Origin of the sequence: Burkholderia sp. Bp9140 (assembly GCF_003853425.1) — a bacterium.
In the GTDB taxonomy this organism is placed as follows: domain Bacteria; phylum Pseudomonadota; class Gammaproteobacteria; order Burkholderiales; family Burkholderiaceae; genus Burkholderia.
The window spans coordinates 43,370-62,545 of record NZ_QTPQ01000016.1; the positions used below are offsets into that span (position 1 = coordinate 43,370).

Here is a 19,176-nt window from a genome sequence, read left to right on the forward strand (position 1 = left end):
CGTAGGGAAGCGTCAATAAAGTCGCCGCAGAAATGCAAAAGCGTCGCGCGGAACGCGACGCTTTCGGCGGCTCTGCGCGTCGTAACCGCATAGTTTACTTCACACGATCGGATTCCGGCCGAATTCGTCGCCGGCGGATGCGGCCGTCCACGCTCGTGCGTCGGCGCGACCGCTGCCCGCGCCGGGCTGCCGGCGCGCGGATCGGCGCGACTGCCGTGCCGATCCCCACAACGAATCGCGCGCGACGCGCTTTATCAAAAAAACGATCATCAATCGATGAAAATCCCGGCCACTGCATCGAGCCCGAAACGAATTCGGCCCCCTATATTTCGCATCGCCGCCGCTCCTCGCATCGAAGGGTTCGATCCAGGAAAGCGCCCGGCCGCGCGAGCGGTTCGGGCGCTCGGCATGGGCCGGCGCCGGCCAATAAAAAACGCCTGCCGCCCCGCGAAGGGCCGGCAGGCGTCTCGCGTCGCGCGCCAACGGCGCGCGGCACGGCCCGATCCTTACTTGTCGAGCAGGATGCGCAGCATGCGGCGCAGCGGCTCGGCCGCGCCCCACAGCAGCTGGTCGCCGACCGTGAACGCGGACAGGTATTCGCCGCCCATCGCGAGCTTGCGCAGGCGGCCGACCGGCACCGTCAGCGTGCCGGTGATCTTCGCCGGCGACAGGTCGCGCATCGACGCTTCACGCTCGTTCGGCACAACCTTCACCCAGTCGTTCGCCGACGCGAGGATGCCGTTGATTTCGTCGAGCGGGACGTCCTTCTTCAGCTTGATCGTCAGCGCCTGCGAGTGGCAGCGCATCGCGCCGATCCGCACGCACAGGCCGTCGACCGGGATCGAGCCCGGCTCGCCCATCGCCGGCTTGCCGAGGATCTTGTTGGTTTCCGCGCCGCCCTTCCACTCTTCCTTCGACATCCCGTTGCCGAGATCCTTGTCGATCCACGGAATCAGCGAACCGGCGAGCGGCACGCCGAACTGGCTCGTCGGCATCGCATCGCTGTTCATCGTCGCGAGCACGCGGCGGTCGATGTCGAGAATCGCGGAAGCCGGATCGGCGAGCTGTTCCTGCACCGCGCCGTGCAGCGCGCCCATCTGCGACAGCAGTTCGCGCATGTTCTGCGCGCCCGCGCCCGATGCGGCCTGGTAGGTCATCGCCGTCATCCAGTCGACGAGGTTCTCGCGGAACAGGCCGCCGAGCGCCATCAGCATCAGGCTGACCGTGCAGTTGCCGCCGACGAAGTTCTTCGTGCCCTTGACGAGCGCGTCCTTGATCACGTCGAGGTTGACCGGATCGAGGATGATGACCGCGTCGTCCTGCATCCGCAGCGACGACGCCGCGTCGATCCAGTAGCCGTTCCAGCCGGCCGCGCGCAGCTTCGGGAACACGTCGTTCGTGTAGTCGCCGCCCTGGCACGTGATGATCACGTCGCACTTCTTCAGCTCGTCGACGTTGGTCGCGTCCTTGAGCGTAGTCTCGTTTTTCGCGAACGACGGCGCCTTGCCGCCCGTGTTGCTGGTGCTGAAAAACACCGGTTCGATCAGGTCGAAATCACCTTCTTCCTGCATGCGCTGCATCAGCACGCTGCCGACCATGCCGCGCCAACCTACGAGACCTACGTTCATGACTAACCCTTTGAATGGAGCTTCCCCGCCATTTCCGCCCCCGGCGTGACCGCGCGGGGAAACAGGCGGGCACGACGGACGATCAGCGTTTAATGATCGTTTTCGTGGTAATGGTTTTCGTGATGACGATGGCGCGCGTACCCGCACGGGCAGTGTTGCCGTGGAGTTTCAGGACCGGGGAGATCAGGGAAATCAGCGCCATCGTTCGAGTCTACACAAAGCCGGTTGCCCGCACAACGGCCAACCGTGCGCGAACCGGCCGATTTCACGGCCCGTTCGCGCCCTTTCTACAATCAACTGCCGTACTGCATTGCCGTGCGCGTTACAGCGCGGCGATCACCGCGTCGCCCATCGCCGCCGTGCCGACCTGCTTGCAGCCCGGCGTCACGATGTCACCGGTGCGGTAGCCTTGTTCGAGCACCGTTTTCACCGCGCGCTCGATGCGATCGGCCTGCTCCGCGCGATTCAGCGAGTAGCGCAGCAGCATCGCGGCCGACAAGATCGTCGCCAGCGGGTTCGCGATGCCCTTGCCCGCGATGTCCGGCGCCGAACCGTGCGACGGCTCGTACAGGCCCTTGTTGTTCTTGTCGAGCGACGCCGACGGCAGCATGCCGATCGAGCCCGTCAGCATCGATGCCTCATCCGACAGGATGTCGCCGAACATGTTGCCGGTCACGATCACGTCGAACTGCTTCGGCGCCTTCGCGAGCTGCATCGCCGCGTTGTCGACGTACATGTGCGACAGCTCGACGTCCGCGTATTCCTTCGACACGTCGATCATGATGTCGCGCCAGAACTGCGACGTCTCGAGCACGTTCGACTTGTCGACCGACAACAGCTTCTTCGCGCGCTTTTGCGCGGCCTGGAACGCGACGTGCGCGATGCGGCGCACTTCCGGTTCCGAGTAACGCATCGTGTCGAAGCCTTCGCGCGCGCCGGCGAACGGGCCGTCCGGCGCTGCGCGCACGCCGCGCGGCTGGCCGAAGTAGATGTCGCCGTTCAGTTCGCGCACGATCAGGATGTCGAGGCCCGCGACGAGCTCCGGTTTCAGCGGCGACGCATCGACGAGTTGCGGATAGCAGATCGCCGGGCGGAAGTTCGCGAACAGCTCGAGGTGCTTGCGCAGCCCGAGGATCGCCTGCTCGGGGCGCAGCGCGCGCTCGAGCGAGTCGTACTTCCAGTCGCCGACCGCGCCGAACAGGATCGCGTCCGCTTCCTTCGCGAGTTTCAGCGTCGCGTCCGGCAGCGGATGACCGCTCGCCTCGTAACCCGCGCCGCCGACCGGCGCCTGCTCGAGTTCGAACTTCTCGTCGAGGGCGTTCAGCACCTTGACCGCTTCGTTGACGATTTCCGGACCGATGCCGTCGCCGGGCAGCACTGCAATCTTCATGCGTTATTCCTGACTGGGTAAGGGGTGGTGGCAAGTCGGCGAGCGCGCGTCATGCGCGCCCGCCCGGAGGCAATCTCAGCCGACCAGCTTGTTGTTGAGCCACGGCTGCTTCGCGAGCCGCTCGGCTTCGAACTGGCGGATCTTGTCCGCGTGACGCAGCGTCAGGCCGATGTCGTCGAAGCCGTTCAGCAGGCAGTACTTGCGGAACGCGGCGATGTCGAACGGATACTCGCGGCCGTCGCCCGTGCGCACGACCTGCGCGTCGAGGTCGATCGTCAGCTGATAGCCGTTGAACGCATACGTGTCGTTGAACAGGTGATCGACCTGCTGCTCGGTCAGCACGATCGGCAGCAGCCCGTTCTTGTAGCAGTTGTTGAAGAAGATGTCGGCGAAGCTCGGCGCGATGATCGCGCGGAAACCGTACTGCTGCAGCGCCCACGGCGCGTGCTCGCGCGAGCTGCCGCAGCCGAAGTTCTTGCGGGCAAGCAGCACCGATGCGCCCTGGTAGCGCGGCTGGTTCAGCACGAAGTCCGGGTTCAGCGGGCGCTTCGAGTTGTCCTGGCCCGGCTCGCCGTGGTCGAGGTAGCGCCATTCGTCGAACGCGTTCGGACCGAAGCCCGTGCGCTTGATCGACTTCAGGAACTGCTTCGGGATGATCGCGTCGGTGTCGACGTTCTCGCGATCGAGCGGCGCCACGACGCCGGTATGCACATTGAATTTTTCCATGATCCGTCTATCCGGTTGAAGGGCCGGCATTCAGCCGGCGCACATCGACAAATTCTCGGCGGGCGTCAGTCCGCGGCGCGCTGCAGCGCGTTGCCGGCGGCATTGACGTCCTCGCCGAAGCCTCGGACGGTATTGCAGCCCGCCAGGCCGAAGCCCAGCCCCGCGAGCGCCAGCACGGCAACCAGCCGCGCGATGAGCTTCGATGCCGTCACGCGTTACCCCAGCTTGCGAATGTCGACGAAATGGCCTTCGATCGCCGCGGCCGCCGCCATCGCGGGGCTCACGAGGTGCGTGCGACCGCCCGCGCCCTGCCGGCCCTCGAAGTTGCGGTTCGACGTCGATGCGCAGCGCTCGCCCGGATCGAGCCGGTCGGCGTTCATCGCGAGGCACATCGAGCAGCCCGGCTCGCGCCATTCGAAACCGGCATCGGTGAACACCTTGTCGAGCCCTTCGCGCTCGGCCTGCGCCTTCACGAGGCCCGAGCCCGGCACGACCATCGCGAGCCGCACGTTCGAGGCGATGCGACGGTTCAGCTTCTTCACGACATACGCGGCCGCGCGGATATCCTCGATGCGCGCGTTCGTGCACGAACCGATGAAGATCTTGTCGACCTTGATCGACTCCATCGGCGTGTTCGGCTCGAGCGCCATGTAGGCCAGCGCGCGTTCCATCGCGTCGCGCTTGACCGGATCCTTCTCGCGCTCGGGATCGGGCACGCGACCGTCGATCGACGTGACCATTTCCGGCGACGTGCCCCACGTGACCTGCGGGACGATCTCGGCCGCGTTCAGCTCGACGACGCGGTCGAACTGCGCGCCTTCGTCGGACCTGAATTCGCGCCAGTACTCGACGGCCTGATTCCATTCCGCGCCGGTCGGCACGAACGGACGGCCCTTCAGGTAGTCGATCGTCGTGTCGTCGACGGCAACCATGCCCGCGCGCGCGCCGGCTTCGATCGCCATGTTGCAGACGGTCATCCGGCCTTCCATCGTCAGCGCGCGGATCGTCGAGCCGCCGAATTCGATCGCGTAGCCCGTGCCGCCGGCCGTGCCGATCTTGCCGATGATCGCGAGCACGATGTCCTTCGCGGTACAGCCGCGCGGCAGTGCGCCCTCGACCTTCACGAGCATGTTCTTGCTCTTTTTCTGCAGCAGCGTTTGCGTCGCGAGCACGTGCTCGACTTCCGACGTGCCGATGCCGTGCGCAAGCGCGCCGAACGCGCCGTGCGTCGACGTGTGCGAATCGCCGCAGACGATCGTCATGCCCGGCAGCGTCGCGCCCTGCTCCGGCCCGATGATGTGCACGATGCCCTGGCGCATGTCGTTCATCTTGAACTGCGTGATGCCGAACGCGTCGCAGTTCGCGTCGAGCGTGTCGACCTGCAGCTTCGAGACCGGATCGGCGATGCCGTGGCTGCGATCCGTGGTCGGGACGTTGTGGTCCGACACGGCCAGGTTCGCGCTGATGCGCCACACCGGGCGGTGCGCGACGTTCAGCCCTTCGAATGCCTGCGGGCTCGTGACTTCGTGCAGCAGCTGACGGTCGATATAGAGCAATGCCGTGCCGTCGTCCTCGGTGTGGACGACGTGGGTATTCCACAGTTTGTCGTAGAGAGTCTGTGCCATGGGTATGCGGGGTCGTTGTGACTACAAGCCTTGCGAATGCGATCGATTATGCCACGCAGAATGCGCCACGGCGCAGGCCCGGCGCGAAAAAACCCATTAAAAACAGTGGTTTGGCTAGTAGTGCCAATACCTGTATCGGCATTACCCGGCAAACGGGTGTCCCTACCGATTAGTTTCGAAGACTATGGTCGATTAGTTTTAGAGACAACATGCACGAGCGGCCCGCCCGGCCTACTCTCCCAAGACGTCTCACGAACTAATCCCGCCCTCGGGAATGCGCGAAGTGTGTCGAACTTGATTAGAAGCGGATACAGCTGTCGACTAGATGCGGATACGGGTAGCCGCCACCGGCCCGGCACGCCCGCAGCACAACGCGTATCCGCATCTAATGAGATACGGCTTTGGCGTCAGCGGAAAAACGCACCCTCGTTTCCAGCAGCACGTCGATACGCAATCAGCAACGCCAGCCCTGTCGATTCAAGCAAATCTGCCCTCCTCCTCCGTCGAAATTCTCCCACGTTGGTTGGATAGCTTGGATTCGGCCTTGACATGGGCAACCGATTAGAAATCGAATGGATCGCGCTCTCTTAGTCCAAGCCATATATCAACAGAGCGACGCAGCGTTCGCAGAGCCTCCCCGTGCTCTGGAAATTCTGCGGGATCGAGCGCGTCGCACCTGACCTTGGCCACGTCAATGTCGACGAAGTCGTCGATCGTCTGTTTGTCGAATGTGTTGTGCGGTGTAGAGACTCTGTCACCCCACGCGTGGACTGTACCTCGGCTCATCATGCGTGTGGCCATCCTTGCGAAGCCCTCGTCGGTCCGGATCGCCTCAACCATCCACTCGCGTGGTTCGTCCAATGAACCCGCATAGTCCCTCCATCGGTACAGGAGCGACATGAGGTCCGGTTCGACGATCAGCGCGTCGACGTCCGCGGCGCGGCTCCTCATCAACCGCAGCCATTCGACTTTCATTGCCTCGACGGTATCAGTGTCGAGCGCCGGATCGAAGGCGTCGTTCTCTCCTTCCTTCCGATCGGCGGGATCGTTCAGATGAATCAGGATCGCAGCAATTGACAGCGCCTTGGTCTGGCGGAGCGCCTCAAGCGCCAGACCACCCCGCATACCTTCCGGCACCCGTTTCAGAAACCAGCTCGTCGCTCGCCATGCTGAAAGCCAGGGCGAATTGAAGGGGTCGCCGGCGCGCAGGCCAGCAAGCTTCTGGGCGATCCCGAACATCGCGGGAAGCAGCACGGCGGCGTTGTCGACCGGAAGGCGGTCGACGGACTCGTCGAACCTCGCGACGAGCGAGGGCAGAAGGCCGTCGGTCTCGACATCGGCGATCGCGGCAGCTAGCCCGTCCTCCGTCGCCGTCGCATCGAGGAACGCGACGAAGCGGCGCTCCGACATTTCGCCAGCCGCTGTCTGGAGTTCGAAGTAACGCGGGAAGTAGCGCCGGGAGCACACCCTCTTGGCTGTCAGCCACTTGAGCTGGAAGCCCTCCGCGTAGTTCGTGCCACCGTATGCCCATTCGAGTGGCGGAAAGAGGTCCTTGAGCACGTCCCGGGCGATGACGCGGCGCTCCTCCGGCACAAGCTCGAGAAGTCGCTCGGCCGCCGTCCTGTCCTCATCCCGCCGGCCATAGCCCGGGAAACGCCCCTCTTGGAGGACTAGTTCCCTCTCTCGGAACAGCGCCTCATGAAGGTCCGGCTCGAAGACCCGGAGCGCCTCCAGAAGAAGGAAGTCGACAATGTTGACCTCAAACACGTCGCCGGCCGCATGCAACGGTAAGTGCACAGCGATGGACGAGATCAATCGGCGCGCATCGCGCATGTTGCGCAATTGCGGCTGGATGCAGCCGACGAACGCGTTACCCCAACGCGTCTGCGAGAACCCATTCGCCTCCGTTGCATGCGTTCCCGCCAGCTCGGAGAGCTCTTCACCGAATATATGATGCACAATCGCTACCGGAACCGCCGGTAGATCGAAGCTAGCCTGCACGACCTTTTCGAGGAAAGCGCGACCGTCACCGTCTGCGACCGGATCGAGCGCACGCTCTATGATGCTGGGTTGGAACAGGAGGACAAAGACGATGTTCGGCAGGTTGGCGTTAGCCTTCACCTGCCGGAGAAGCATCCTGATCTGCTCGGGCTCGAGCCGGTCGATGTCGTCGACGAAGACAACCAGCGGTCGGTCGAGTTCGCGAAGACGAACCTCCAGCGCATCGCGCACCTTGTCGAGCGGTTCGCTGCCGCGATCACGTCCGAGATGCGACAGTGCTCGTCCCAGCACGGGCGTGCCGATCGAGAGGAGTGCAAGACCAGTCGCCACCTTCGCTGCCGTCGGGAGGTCGAAGCCTATTGCCGAGGCGACGGCGATCACCGAGGCGTTCGTCAGCACTGTCGAGATAAGATGACTTGAGCCGCCCGCCTTTTTTAGCGGCGCGCTGGCCCCCGTAAGGATCGCGCCGTACCGTCGAAGCGCTTCGGCGCGGGCGAGCGCTGCCTTCGAATGTTCGCCTCCCAGACGATCCGCTATCTGTCCGAAGAGGGCACGGGCGATCGCATCGCCCGCACCCCACTGCCAGGGATTGAAGTCAAGCCAGTCGGCCCCGTCACTCCTGGCATCGAGCCGCTCGGTGATTAGGTTCTTAAGTGAGGACTTGCCGAAACCCCACCCACCTCGGATTGCGAACACCCTGCCCTCGCGCAAACTGAGTTCCGAGAGCACGCCGGCTATGCGGCCTGCGAAGTCCGCCCTTCTCAGGCGATCCTCGGAAGCAGTCCGGATCGGTGCCTCCGCACCGATCCCGCCGTCCGGCCGTTCGGTTCTTGCGGCCTCCGCACTGAGCCTCGCACGGCGACGGGCACGCCAGGCGGACAGACGGACAAGCAGTCCGGTCATCGCGCAGCGACGCCGATCGGATCGCCGGCGCCACTGACGGGGCGAAACGCTGACGTCGAAGTGTGAAGCGACGGCACTGGCATCGGGATAGAGACTCTCGAATGTCTCTCGCTACCTCTGCGTCCGCGACCACTCTCGAAACGTTTTCGACACATAGTTATATTCCCAGTAATACTCAAGGAGATCCCACCGCGTTTGCGCATCCTAGCTCTTCCCGTCCGCTAACGGCGAGTCAGCCGACATTAATCGAATGGGCAGCGAATGGCAGATTCGAGAGAGACGGCATGACGCTGGCTTTCCGAGGCCGAATTACCGCTTGACAGCCGCCGCACTGAAAGCTTGATCGAACTGCCTGGCTCGCTGCACCTCGTCACTATGCAGATAAGTCGACGTCGTCGAGATTGACGCGTGCCGCAGGTTGTCGCGGACCATGAGCAACTCAGCCCCACGCGCCAGCGCGTGCGACGCATGCGTGTGCCGCATCCAATGGGGGCTCGCGCGGCGCAACTTTTCGGCCGTCGCTGGCCGCTCGTCCTGGATCGCGTCGGCGACCAGCACGAAGAACCGCCGCAGCACGCGCCAAAGCCTCGTGCTTTCAATGCCAGCGCCGTCCTCCTCGAGGCTCGTGACCAACGGCATCGCCGGGTTCCAGCGACTCGGCGTGACCGGCAGCCCACGCTGAACGAGATACTGGTCAAGCGCGGTCCGAGCAAGCGACGGTAACGCCACCTTGCCCAGCTTGCCGCCCTTGCCGAGCACATGCAGCCAGTGATCGCCGTGCTCGTCGCGACGGACGTCGCCGAGCGTTGCGCCGACCAATTCGCTCGCGCGTAGACCGGTGGCGTAGCCAAAGTCCAGCAGGAACCGCAGGCGCTGCGCGGCCGGTACGCTCCAGCCGCATGACCACTCGAGGCCGTCGGCGAGCGTGCGGATGAGTAGCCATTCGCCTTCGGAGAAACCACGGGACACGTCCAATCCCGCACGCTGTGCTTGGCTCTTGACCTTGACGCCGGCGAACGGATTCGCGAGCACGTAGCGCTGTTCGACCAGCCAGCGAAAAAGCGCCGATAGGACATTCAGCGCGTATGCCGCCGAGCGAGCCGAGAGCGGGCCGGTGAACGGCCGCCATTCGAAACTATGCCGCGGCCTCGACGGCCCGACCCAGCGCTCGTGTGGCGTCGGCTTCCGCAAGAAGCCCCGGTAGGCGATCGCATCGTCCGTGTTGAGCGACGACAGCGCACGGCCACGCTCGACGATGGCCCAAAGGATCAGGCGTTCCGCTTCCTTGCGATAGGCACGCTGCGTGGCGACCGATTCATGCAACGCCAGCCAGGACTGGATCGCCTCGTAGTCGTTCGAAGCGTTCAACAGGCAGGCGGCCTGCGGTGCCCGGAACTGCCCCTGCGAGCCGTCAACTTCGTGCGGCACGCGCAGTTGCTCCCACGGCACGATATTGCCAGTCGGCGCAGCGACGATCAGCGCCCGCGCCCGTTCGGCCAGCGCCGGATGGGCGGCGAAGAACGCCTCGATGCGGTGCGCTCCAGCAACACCGAGTCCGGCGATTGCTGCCCACCAACGTCGGCGCCGTGGAATCCGCACAGTCAGATCGGCCAGCGTCCGGATGCTGTGTGCATGCAGCGCCGCAACGATGCGCGGCGGGAACCACACTTCGAGCGGGTCGGTAATCGACGGCGTCGGCATGGGCTCGTTGCGCAGCGCTTCGATCGCACGGGCCACCCCATCGGCCGACGCTTTCGACGGGCGGTCGACGAAAACAGCAGCCAGGTCCGCGCGGTGACGCTGTACGGCAAACGCGACGAGTTGCCGGCGGATACGACCGAGGATGCCGCGCGACGACACACCGGCTTGCCGGCGGTCGCCCAGGTAGCGGGAAACGGCGGCCCGTGCATCCAGGCCGGCGTACCAGCCGCGCAGTGCCGCCAGCTCTGCCTCTCCCGGGAAGTCGGAACTGGTGTCGTCGACGGAAAGGACCTCACGCGTTTTCATGATTGCCAGTTTAGATCAAAAACGATTCTGGACCGATAATATTATTTATCTGCCCATATGCGCGCAAATACAAACAAATTGCTTTCAATTGTTGTGGTCAGGCGTCCGATGCGATGGCGTGCTTTTCTATCCTCCCTTCACATTCGGCGTCATGGCCCTTTCACTGAGCTATGCCCTGGCCGAACCACACCGACCACATTCGACGACCATGATTGATTTCACGGAAGAGCAGATAGCTGCCAGAGAGCTCCGAAGCACCGCCTACCACGAAGCGGGCCACAAGCTGCTTTACGAGCGCTTCGGCGGCGCTGGCGACGCAGTCGTGTGGAAAAACGACAGTGGCAATTCCGAGGAGTGCGCGTGGCTCGGACAATGGTGGCGTTGAACCATGGGTTTGCCGTTCCCGAGCTGCCTGCGAACTGGAAGATGCTCGTCGGCATGGCTGGCCTGTTGGCCGAAGAAATCCGGAGCGGCGAGACGGAGGATACCGGCGCCATGGCGGATTCCCTAGTCCTCAAAATTTCCTCTTAGAACGCTCCGCCGCAAAATCTCGGAATCAGTTGGCTAGATATCAACTTATGTCGAAACATGGTCCGTCGGCGTACATATACTCTATCTCCGAGGCACACGATGCCTCACCTGACTTGCAAGATATGAGCACCAAAGATAAAAACTCCTCCTTACTCGACAACGCGGCAACGAACGTGCGCAACGAAGTCGCGGAGACCGCGGTAGCCTTCCTTGTGGACTGCCGGCTGACAGACCGGGACTTGACAGCAGGGATTTGGGAAATGGCATTGGAGTATGCATACAAGCCACACCCGCGGTTCTGGCGCGACATCGACCTCTCTGCAGTGGTCGAAGCAATCTCCCTCCAATATCCAAATTGGCGGTGCGCTATAGCTACTGGTGGCAACGCCGAAGAGGAAGTCCTGCACGAGGTCGACCTCGCACTTTTTTGCAACGGGTTCTTTGAAGCCATGGCGGAGAAGATGATGGAACTGCCGAAATCGGCTCGTCCGAGGACTGGTGTGGCAGCCTTGCAGTGGATATGCGCGGAATTGGACAGGAACGGACAGGTCGCTGAATTGCTTTTGGCTCAGTTGCCTGAAGTGCAATGCGGCAAACATGCACTTCTCTTGATGACGTGTCTCGAACAGGCCGAACTGGGACTCGAGATGGTGCGGCTGGGGACTCAAATTGCCCGGTGCTATCGAGAGAAACGCATGGAAGATGCTGCTTAAGGAAAGAGCCGCGCCTGACACCTTTGACGAACATGGTCGATTTCACGGAAGAGCAGATAGCTGCCAGAGAACTCCGAAACGCCGCATACCACGAAGCGGGCCACAAGATGCTTTACGAGCGCTTCGGCGGCGCTGGCGACGCAGTCGTGTGGAAAAACGAGAGTGGCAATCCAGATGAGAGCGCGTGGCTCGGCCAGTTCCGTCCCCGCACCTGCCCTGAGGAGATGCACAAGGTAGCATTGAACCATGGGTTTGCCGCTCCCGAGCTGCCTGCGAACTGGAAGATGCTCGTCGGCATGGCCGGCCTGTTGGCCGAAGAAATCCTGAGCGGCGAGACGGACGATACCGGCTAGATAGCGTCAAGCAGCTTGGCCGGTCGGCCAAAATGATTGTCGCGCCCCACCGGCGCTATGGCTGATTCCCTGGTCCTCAAAATTTCGCTTGGAGAGGCATCGGCCTCCGACCTCGCGCTCATGGGCGTCACGGACATCGATGGTTGTGAACTGAGCTATGGCGTAGTCGACGAAGTCGTGCGGATGCTGCACGAGGGATGGTCCGTCGTGCAAGAAGAAGCCGAGTATCTAATGAAGTCCGCGGCGAGCTAACCCGGCGTGCTATGGAATGATGTGAGACATTACCCGCCTGCGGCACACGTGATGCGGCGTTTTTTCCGGCAGGCTGTCGATGTGATCGGCGCGGACCATCTCGTGATCACCGAAAAGTTGCGACGCGCGAGCTTGCATTGGACCGGCCAAACCCACGAAACACGCGCCCTTGGTCGCGGAGCAGAACTGACGACGGTGCGCGATAACCTGCTCATGCATCGACCGCGACCACCATTATTTACCTGCGAGCGACGCACCGGCCAGATAAATCAGGCGTTCGCTGTTCGATAGTAAACCAGCCCGCATCGACCGATTGAATCCCCCTTCGGCCTTTCGCCCCAATGCGAGGGCTGCGGCAAGTTTCACACTGGAATGGCCATTGCTGTGTCGTCTCGGGCTGCGAGTCGTCGGCTTTTCTCACCATTCGGGCCTGCTTTGTCCCTGGGAGCAAGGGGCGGACAGCTGACGGTCGCGGCATCGAGCGGGCCAGGCTCGCTATGGCAGCAAAGCCGCGTGATGCTACTGCACTCCAATGAATGGTCGCACCCCTGGGCGGTGTGATCAGGGTGCACCAAAACACAACATGTTGTGCCGCACAATTAATTCCGTATCGTATTTTGTGTGCGGAGTTAACCTCAGACGCTTCGTTTGCGGTAGAGTTTACTCGTGGTTGCACAACGATGTAAAAACTGCGGGGTGACGCCACCTGGTCAGCCGCCGAAATCTTGGCAAGCAAGGCGACTGCTTCTTTGGCAATCGTGACTGTATGTCAGCAACTCGCTGGCATGGATCTGTCATGTGTAATTAGGAGCATCAAGCAATGACCGAGAAACTAAAACCTGGGCAAATCGCGCCACGATCTGGCGAGTATGGAATTGTGGGGCCGAGAGGTGGCCAGACCGGGGATGAGCGGACGGCTGTGAAAGGCAAGCCTATGCCGCCTACGCCAAAGCCGGGGCAGAGCTATACGATGGACCGCCCGGCCCACAATGGCGCGGGTAAGCCCAAAAAGTAAGCGCCCTCCTCGGAGACGAGCTCGATTAAGGGCTCATCCCCCTTGACTAAAGCGAAACATTTCAAGCGCGGGCGAACCACCCCGCCCGCCATCATACGATGGTGGTCGCACATTTTTCGACGGATTGAATGGAGCACTAATGGCCAACAAGAAAGTGATTTTCGTGGCGTTTGCAATCGAGGACGAGAACCAACGCAACTTCCTCAAGGGGCAGTCCTTGCTCACCAACTCCCCTTTCGAATATATCGACATGTCCGTGAAGGAGGCATATGAAACAGATTGGAAGGAGAAGGTTCGCACCCGGATCAAACGGTCAGACGGTGTCATTGTCCTGGTGAGCAAGAACTCGGCCGCGTCTACTGGGCAGAAGTGGGAAATCGCGTGCGCCAAAGAAGAAGGCAAGAAGATTCTTGGTATTCGGGCCTACCGAGACGATAACAGCACAATCGCTGGAATTACCGTGAAAGACTGGACGTGGGACAACATCAAGGCATTCATCAATTCGCTGTAGGAGTTTGAAATGCGAAAGGCGCTCGTCGTCGGCATCGACCATTACGAACACATCGGCAGTTTAAGGGGCTGCGTCAACGACGCATATGGCGTCAAGACGTTGCTCGAGCGGGATGCAGACGGATCGCCCAATTTCGGAATGAAGCTCATGACTGCGTCGAGCGATCGTGATGCGATAAGTCGCCGGCAATTGAAGGATGCTGTCCAAGAGCTTTTCAAGTCCGATGACGAAGTCGCCTTGCTCTACTTCGCTGGCCACGGGCACGTCGAGTCTACAGGTGGCTACATCTGCGGCAGCGATGTACAACAGGGAGATGAGGGACTCGCGCTGCCTGACATTATCGCGATGGCGACCAACTGCCGAGCGCAACACAAAATTATCATTCTCGATAGCTGCCATAGCGGCTCCATCGGAGATGACACCCTCAATCCGGCCGTTGCTGAAATCGCGGAAGGCATTACCATCCTGACTGCATCAAGCAAGGATCGGTATGCAAGTGAGGAGAACGGCGGGGGCGTATTCACGAACCTGCTCATTGATGCACTGTCAGGAGCTGCTGCCGATTTGCTGGGGCGCATCACCCCTGGGAGCGTATATGCACATATCGATCAATCGCTTGGAACGTGGAGCCAACGTCCCGTCTTTAAGACGAACGTGAAAAGCTTTGTGTCGCTGCGGCGGGTAGACCCGCCGATCGACCGCGCCATTCTTCGCCGGTTGCCTGAATTTTTCCCGGCAGCGGAAGCCACGTATCAGCTCGACCCGGCGTTCGAGCCAGAGCAGCCGAGCCCCGGCCCGAATCCGCAGGCCGACCCGCAAAAGACGGCTGTCTTCGCTTTGCTGCAAAAGATGAATAGAGTCGGACTCCTCGTACCGACGCAGGCTCCCCACATGTACTATGCGGCGATCGAGTCCGATTCTGTTCGCCTTACAGCGCTCGGCGAACACTACCGACGCTTGGCGTCCAAAGACCTGATCTGACTATGCCACCATTCGTTTCCAGCGAGATTCTGGAGCAACTCGCCGCAGCCGAGCATGAACGTTGGGCTCACTGGCAACGCTACATGCACAGCAAAGCCCTTCGCAACAGCGACGGAAGCTTGACGATCCCGGCCGAGCTTGTCAGCAGATGGGAAAGACTGATGAAAACGCCATATGCCGAGCTTACCGAGGACGAGCGGCAGAGCGATCGCGAACAGGTACAGCGTTACTTACCGCTGCTCACAAAAGTAGAAAAGCCATAGCGATGGCGAGCCGGCACGAGTTGCCACTTGGCAGTCCGAGTTCGCACTCACTTGCTGGAGCGGATCTCGTAGTTTGCAAACGGTAGGAAGTGGGCGAGCAAGGCGCGCCACCAGCTAATGTGTGTCACATCCTGCGTTTGGCCTCGGGCCCTGGCTAGCTCGTTTTGGCAAATCCGGACGAGCAGGTTATACACCGGCGGTTCTCCGGATTCAATTTCTCGAATTCGGGCACTCCAAGCACTTAGCTGGTCCTCTGTGAAGGCACGCTCTCCGACGGCTTCAATCGCAGCTTCCAGCATCTTGAAGCTTGTCGCCAGCTCACTATGCCGACGAGCTCGCTCCGAAAAATCGAAAATCAGCGACGAGAAAGCAAGTATCGCGAATGGCAGCGCGTAAAACGGATGAGTATCCATGTTCACAAGCTTGACAAACGCAGCGCTGCCAAGAAGAAGTGTGAGGATCTTATCCCAACGGTCAAGAAGACCAAAGAAGCGCTCACGCTTCCGATGGTAAGCGGTCGAAAGTTCGGCCCGATTGAGGATATCGAATCGGCGCGCCCAGAGGTAATCGGCTTGTGAGTCGTCTTGCTGACTCTTTTCCTGGCTCGGGTCGCTCATTGAAAATTCGTTACTTTGATGGCGGCCGCTTTGGGATGGTTACCGGTTGCTGCTGACTCACAACGTAGCCTTGGTTGCTTTCGTTGAGCCGTCCGGTGCGACCAGAAGGCCCGCTCTTTTCGCGTCTGACAGCGCGGTCAGCCGAGTCGCCGACCGGCACTCCACGCTTGTCCCCGCTTTTGTTCTGCTTGTCTGCCATCGTTATATCCATTCCGCGCTATTTTCGGCGCGCGATCCGCCGTTGCGTCGTACATTGCGCGGGAACACGATGTTGAGCGCCCACGGCCTTCGAAGCACCGCGTATTTTAACGGGAAATGGATTCGCGCTCCAGTCGAAAATGCAGCGACGCAAACGGTATGATCGCGATACGGTGGACAAGCGACCGAGCAAAGTAAACGTCGGCGCCCAGTGTTCACTCACCTGGGCGTCTCAGCGTGAATCGCCGGAATCCGATTGGCTGCGATATCACTAAGGAAGGGACAGCGGTTACAATTCGCTGTGCAGCAAGCCGCAGGCTCAGAAGCCTCGCTTATGACCTTCGCGCGTTTTTCTATCGCTCTCCACTGGGAATAGCATGTCGAAGGTCGACAATCAGGAAGTCTGGCGTGCACGTCAGCACGCTCAATCCGCACTTGAAATCCTTGATGCCGCAAGCGTTTTTAGCGCAGCTGTTGACGCACACCTTGCGAGACCTTGCACGGGAAAAGAACTGGGAATCAGCCTACGAACCACGTCTGGAGATGAGGCGTTTAGCCTGCAAACTCCCTACGGTCACGTCGAAGTCGTGTTTGACATGGCAATGAAGAACGGAGCCCTTGTCGGGCGTTACACCTTTTTTCTGCTTCGACCTATTGGCGCAGGCAACCGTGAGGCGTTGGATGTATGGTCCATGCTCATCAACAGGTACTGCGCCGCCACGTGGTCGGTTGACGAAGACTTCGCTTGGTCCTATGCGAACGGAACCACGAACCTCGCTGATCAGATGAATCGCTTCCTTCTGACGATTTTGGCGCATCTCCATCGAGCCGTGCCAACCGTCTAGTGCACCATGTCGAGCATGGGCGCCGCCGAGCGCGCTCTCCTTGGGTCCGTAGTTGCCTTGCGTCTCTCGATGGCCGACAGCGCGAGGTTGCCGAGCAATATGTCCGCAAGTCCTCCCCGCCAGATTGATACTCCTTTTCGTCGACGCATCAAATCCGTCCTTCGCTGGACTCCAGCGATGAGTAGCACGGGACGTTACTCGGTAAATATCATCATCCTAGTAGTTTGGGAGCGGCGCCACGGCGAGCCACCCGCATGGACCATGGGAACCAAAAATCTGTCGACTCATGATCGGGAGAACGCAGTTGCAGAAAAACACTATCGACCAAGATTCGGGTCTCGCTACGTCGAGCGAGAAAACTTCCGATGCGCTCGATAACTGGGAACTCCGAGCCTCGGCTTTTAGTTTTGCCATGGTGTTCGCACTCCTCGTTGTGCTGCCGGGATATGACCTGTACGAACACGTCTTGCCGCCGTCATGGCGCGGCACCGCTGTCAACGGCGCGCTTGGAGGCGCAATAGGTGTTTTTGCATTCATCGCATCCAAGCTTCGGGACGATGAACGGTTACGCCTGACCGTACTTGGCAAAGAGCACACATCAAAGGAGCACGTCAGTTATCCGCGCAACCGCCTGCTGTCGGGAATCCCATCCGGCTTTGTACTCTCAGCCTTGGCTGCCGCATACCTTCCCAATTCGACTGATGCACTACTTACCGCAGCCGGCATCATCGGAGGGGCATCTAGTACGCTGCTCTCAACTGTAGCGTCCGCGGTAGAGACATTCGTCACTAAGTTGGGAAAACCCCGGAAACCCGCGTCAACGTCACGTTCGCCGCGGATCGCTCGAAAGGGCCGAAGCGGTTCAGATCCGGTCCGGTAGATTCGTAGAGACTCGTCCTCATTCCAACGGGATACTATCGACCGACTACGATCATTGTTACTGCTGCGAAGCTGCCAACACGAATCTGGGAGTGATCGATGGCAAGCAAGAAATATCGCGACAAGACCTGTGTTTATTGTGGCCGGGAACGGGCTTCGAGCACGGGCGATCACGTCGTCGCACGCGAATTCTGTCCCCATGCCGCGCGCAATAACCTGCCCAAGGTACCGTCGTGCGTTGCTTGCAACAACGCCAAATCGAAGCTCGAGCACTACGTATTGGCGGTGTTACCGATGGGGAGCCTGCTCGCTGGGTCAGCTGAGGCCATCGTCGACCAAGTCGGTCCGCGACTGGCCAAGAATGAAGCGTTACGGCGCCAGCTCGCGGTTGGCCAGCAGGTGCGCTGGGTCCGAACCCCTGAGGGGCACTGGCACGAAAGCATAATGCTGCCATTCGACACGACCAAGCTGAGCGAGCTCGCGTGTTATATCGCGCTCGGACTCGCCTGGCATCACTGGCAGGCCCAGCTCGTGCGGAATGCGCCGGTCAGGGCGTCACTATTTTCATCCGGTGGTCTACATCTGTTTGAACAAGCCGTCGCAAGCCAGGATTCCCGCGCGCGAGTCGCGGGTAGCTTTGGCAATGGCGTGTTCGTCTACCGCGGCGTGCGTGACCGCGCGAATCCGGCCACGACTTGGTGGCAGATGACCTTCTTCGGCGGGGTGGAACACCGTGCTCGGCAATGGCGTGGCCAGACGGCGCACAGCGTGTTCGTCGCCACAAGTGCTGACCCGGAATGGGTCGCGCAATATGCGGAGCAACGAGCGACCGGAAGCTCCGCAATTTGAACACGGTCATGCCTCGGCCGCGGTCCTATACTCGCCAAGCCCACTCATCCACGTATCCCATGCCATTCAAAGCAGCTCGAGAAGCCCACACTGGAACTGTTGACGCACTGGTCGCGTACATGCGTGACTGCCGATTCGACGCATCCAGTTTGACCGCCGCAACGCTTTCCCTCGCGCTTGAATACGTCTACCAGCCCCACCCGCGATTCTGGCGGGACCTCAACATAGCGTTCCTCATTCGGGCGCTCACTCTTCGCATTCCAGATTGGCGGGCTGCAGCCAACACCGCCGGTCATGCCTCGGGAGGCGCGAAGAAGCTGCTCGCGGACATCGAGGATTATGTGCGTGTAAACGCATTCGACGAGGCGAACGCGGAAATGCTGCGATCGCTTCCGGTCCACATGCGACCGACGGACGGAGCCACCGCGTTCGACTGGATTTCCGCCCAGTTGGCCAAGAAAGGAATGCCAACAGAATTCGAGTTCGCACGGCGCGATGGCGATGTCTGCGGCGACGGAGCGCTCGATGTGTTGCACTGCCTTGAGGAAGCGGCAATCGGGAGAACCGTTGAAAGGACGGGGTTGCTCGTAGCTCGCGTATATCGCGACGCGGTCATGGCTGAGCATGGCGAAAGCGTCGCCCACTGAGAGCTCGAGCGTCAAGTCGGTCGGTCATTTCAGAGCGTCACGGCGACCGCAAATACGCTATCTTGAAGCATGCACCGAGCATGCCCGTTGATCTAGCGCCATTTCAGGATGCGCCATGGACCACGTCGGCACTGCGTTCGGCCGGATGATCCGCAATCATGGCTGGCGCGCTGGATTCGACAGAACGAGCTTCGCGAGCTCGTCAACCGCTCGTCACACGACGACTCTGTTCGGCATCAGTT

General features: G+C 61.1%; 20 protein-coding genes and 1 pseudogene. 12 read left to right on the top strand and 9 right to left on the bottom strand.

What is annotated here, in order from left to right:
* Nucleotides 1–506: 506 nt before the first annotated feature.
* From asd to DIE21_RS15190, 8 genes are all read right to left on the bottom strand, one after another.
* The gene (asd, locus tag DIE21_RS15155; RefSeq protein ID WP_124498470.1) at nucleotides 507–1,628 is read right to left on the bottom strand and encodes an aspartate-semialdehyde dehydrogenase; all 1,122 of its coding nucleotides are present in this window, start codon (nucleotides 1,626–1,628) and stop codon (nucleotides 507–509) included.
* A gap of 82 nt (nucleotides 1,629–1,710) precedes the next feature.
* Nucleotides 1,711–1,830, bottom strand: a complete 120-nt coding sequence (locus DIE21_RS37765) for a hypothetical protein (protein WP_039319027.1) — start codon at nucleotides 1,828–1,830, stop codon at nucleotides 1,711–1,713.
* Between the two features lie 120 nt (nucleotides 1,831–1,950).
* Nucleotides 1,951–3,018, bottom strand: a complete 1,068-nt coding sequence (leuB, locus tag DIE21_RS15165; RefSeq protein WP_124498471.1) for a 3-isopropylmalate dehydrogenase — start codon at nucleotides 3,016–3,018, stop codon at nucleotides 1,951–1,953.
* 75 nt (nucleotides 3,019–3,093) lie between these two features.
* A complete protein-coding gene (gene leuD, locus DIE21_RS15170) occupies nucleotides 3,094–3,744 on the bottom strand; it encodes a 3-isopropylmalate dehydratase small subunit (protein WP_124498472.1) in 651 nt (216 codons plus the stop codon).
* Nucleotides 3,745–3,809: 65 nt separating this feature from the next.
* Entirely contained in the window at nucleotides 3,810–3,956 is a 147-nt protein-coding gene (locus tag DIE21_RS15175) for an entericidin A/B family lipoprotein (RefSeq protein WP_124498473.1), read from the bottom strand.
* A gap of 3 nt (nucleotides 3,957–3,959) precedes the next feature.
* The gene (gene leuC / locus DIE21_RS15180) at nucleotides 3,960–5,369 is read right to left on the bottom strand and encodes a 3-isopropylmalate dehydratase large subunit (RefSeq protein WP_124498474.1); all 1,410 of its coding nucleotides are present in this window, start codon (nucleotides 5,367–5,369) and stop codon (nucleotides 3,960–3,962) included.
* A 561-nt stretch (nucleotides 5,370–5,930) separates the two neighbouring features.
* Nucleotides 5,931–8,273 carry a P-loop NTPase fold protein gene (locus tag DIE21_RS15185; protein WP_124498475.1) on the bottom strand — a complete coding sequence of 781 codons (2,343 nt, stop codon included), beginning with the start codon at nucleotides 8,271–8,273 and terminating at the stop codon, nucleotides 5,931–5,933.
* Nucleotides 8,274–8,582: 309 nt separating this feature from the next.
* The gene (locus DIE21_RS15190) at nucleotides 8,583–10,280 is read right to left on the bottom strand and encodes a phage integrase family protein (RefSeq protein WP_124498476.1); all 1,698 of its coding nucleotides are present in this window, start codon (nucleotides 10,278–10,280) and stop codon (nucleotides 8,583–8,585) included.
* Between DIE21_RS15190 and DIE21_RS37770 the strand changes: the two genes are divergently transcribed.
* The 8 genes and pseudogenes from DIE21_RS37770 to DIE21_RS15230 all read left to right on the top strand — a co-directional run bounded on the left by DIE21_RS37770 (nucleotide 10,279) and on the right by DIE21_RS15230 (nucleotide 14,899).
* On the top strand, nucleotides 10,279–10,665 hold the full coding sequence (locus DIE21_RS37770) for a hypothetical protein (protein ID WP_260432498.1): 387 nt from the start codon (nucleotides 10,279–10,281) through the stop codon (nucleotides 10,663–10,665). The genes DIE21_RS15190 and DIE21_RS37770 overlap by 2 nt on opposite strands.
* 268 nt (nucleotides 10,666–10,933) lie before the next feature.
* Nucleotides 10,934–11,524 (top strand): hypothetical protein, encoded by a 591-nt coding sequence (locus tag DIE21_RS15200; RefSeq protein ID WP_124498477.1) that lies wholly within the window; start codon nucleotides 10,934–10,936, stop codon nucleotides 11,522–11,524.
* 32 nt (nucleotides 11,525–11,556) lie between these two features.
* Nucleotides 11,557–11,877: a hypothetical protein gene (locus tag DIE21_RS37775; RefSeq protein WP_124498478.1), complete on the top strand. Its 321-nt coding sequence runs from the start codon at nucleotides 11,557–11,559 to the stop codon at nucleotides 11,875–11,877.
* A gap of 57 nt (nucleotides 11,878–11,934) precedes the next feature.
* Nucleotides 11,935–12,129, top strand: a complete 195-nt coding sequence (locus tag DIE21_RS37780) for a hypothetical protein (protein WP_124498479.1) — start codon at nucleotides 11,935–11,937, stop codon at nucleotides 12,127–12,129.
* Between the two features lie 48 nt (nucleotides 12,130–12,177).
* Nucleotides 12,178–12,446 (top strand): annotated as a pseudogene (locus DIE21_RS37785) (hypothetical protein); the annotation flags it as partial.
* Between the two features lie 837 nt (nucleotides 12,447–13,283).
* On the top strand, nucleotides 13,284–13,655 hold the full coding sequence (locus DIE21_RS15220) for a TIR domain-containing protein (RefSeq protein ID WP_124498480.1): 372 nt from the start codon (nucleotides 13,284–13,286) through the stop codon (nucleotides 13,653–13,655).
* Between the two features lie 9 nt (nucleotides 13,656–13,664).
* Nucleotides 13,665–14,636 (top strand): caspase family protein, encoded by a 972-nt coding sequence (locus tag DIE21_RS15225; RefSeq protein WP_124498481.1) that lies wholly within the window; start codon nucleotides 13,665–13,667, stop codon nucleotides 14,634–14,636.
* Nucleotides 14,637–14,638: 2 nt separating this feature from the next.
* Nucleotides 14,639–14,899, top strand: coding sequence for a hypothetical protein (locus DIE21_RS15230; RefSeq protein ID WP_124498482.1), 261 nt, complete (start codon nucleotides 14,639–14,641; stop codon nucleotides 14,897–14,899).
* A gap of 47 nt (nucleotides 14,900–14,946) precedes the next feature.
* On the opposite strand, the gene DIE21_RS15235 is transcribed toward DIE21_RS15230, so the two are convergent.
* Nucleotides 14,947–15,516, bottom strand: coding sequence for a hypothetical protein (locus DIE21_RS15235; protein ID WP_124498483.1), 570 nt, complete (start codon nucleotides 15,514–15,516; stop codon nucleotides 14,947–14,949).
* Between the two features lie 575 nt (nucleotides 15,517–16,091).
* Here DIE21_RS15235 and DIE21_RS15240 point away from each other — a divergent pair.
* From DIE21_RS15240 to DIE21_RS37225, 4 genes are all read left to right on the top strand, one after another.
* Nucleotides 16,092–16,559, top strand: coding sequence for a hypothetical protein (locus DIE21_RS15240; RefSeq protein ID WP_124498484.1), 468 nt, complete (start codon nucleotides 16,092–16,094; stop codon nucleotides 16,557–16,559).
* Between the two features lie 304 nt (nucleotides 16,560–16,863).
* A complete protein-coding gene (locus DIE21_RS15245; RefSeq protein WP_124498485.1) occupies nucleotides 16,864–17,439 on the top strand; it encodes a hypothetical protein in 576 nt (191 codons plus the stop codon).
* Nucleotides 17,440–17,537: 98 nt separating this feature from the next.
* Entirely contained in the window at nucleotides 17,538–18,287 is a 750-nt protein-coding gene (locus DIE21_RS15250; protein ID WP_124498486.1) for an HNH endonuclease, read from the top strand.
* Between the two features lie 59 nt (nucleotides 18,288–18,346).
* Entirely contained in the window at nucleotides 18,347–18,934 is a 588-nt protein-coding gene (locus tag DIE21_RS37225) for a hypothetical protein (protein ID WP_185642780.1), read from the top strand.
* The last annotated feature ends 242 nt before the right edge of the window (nucleotides 18,935–19,176 follow it).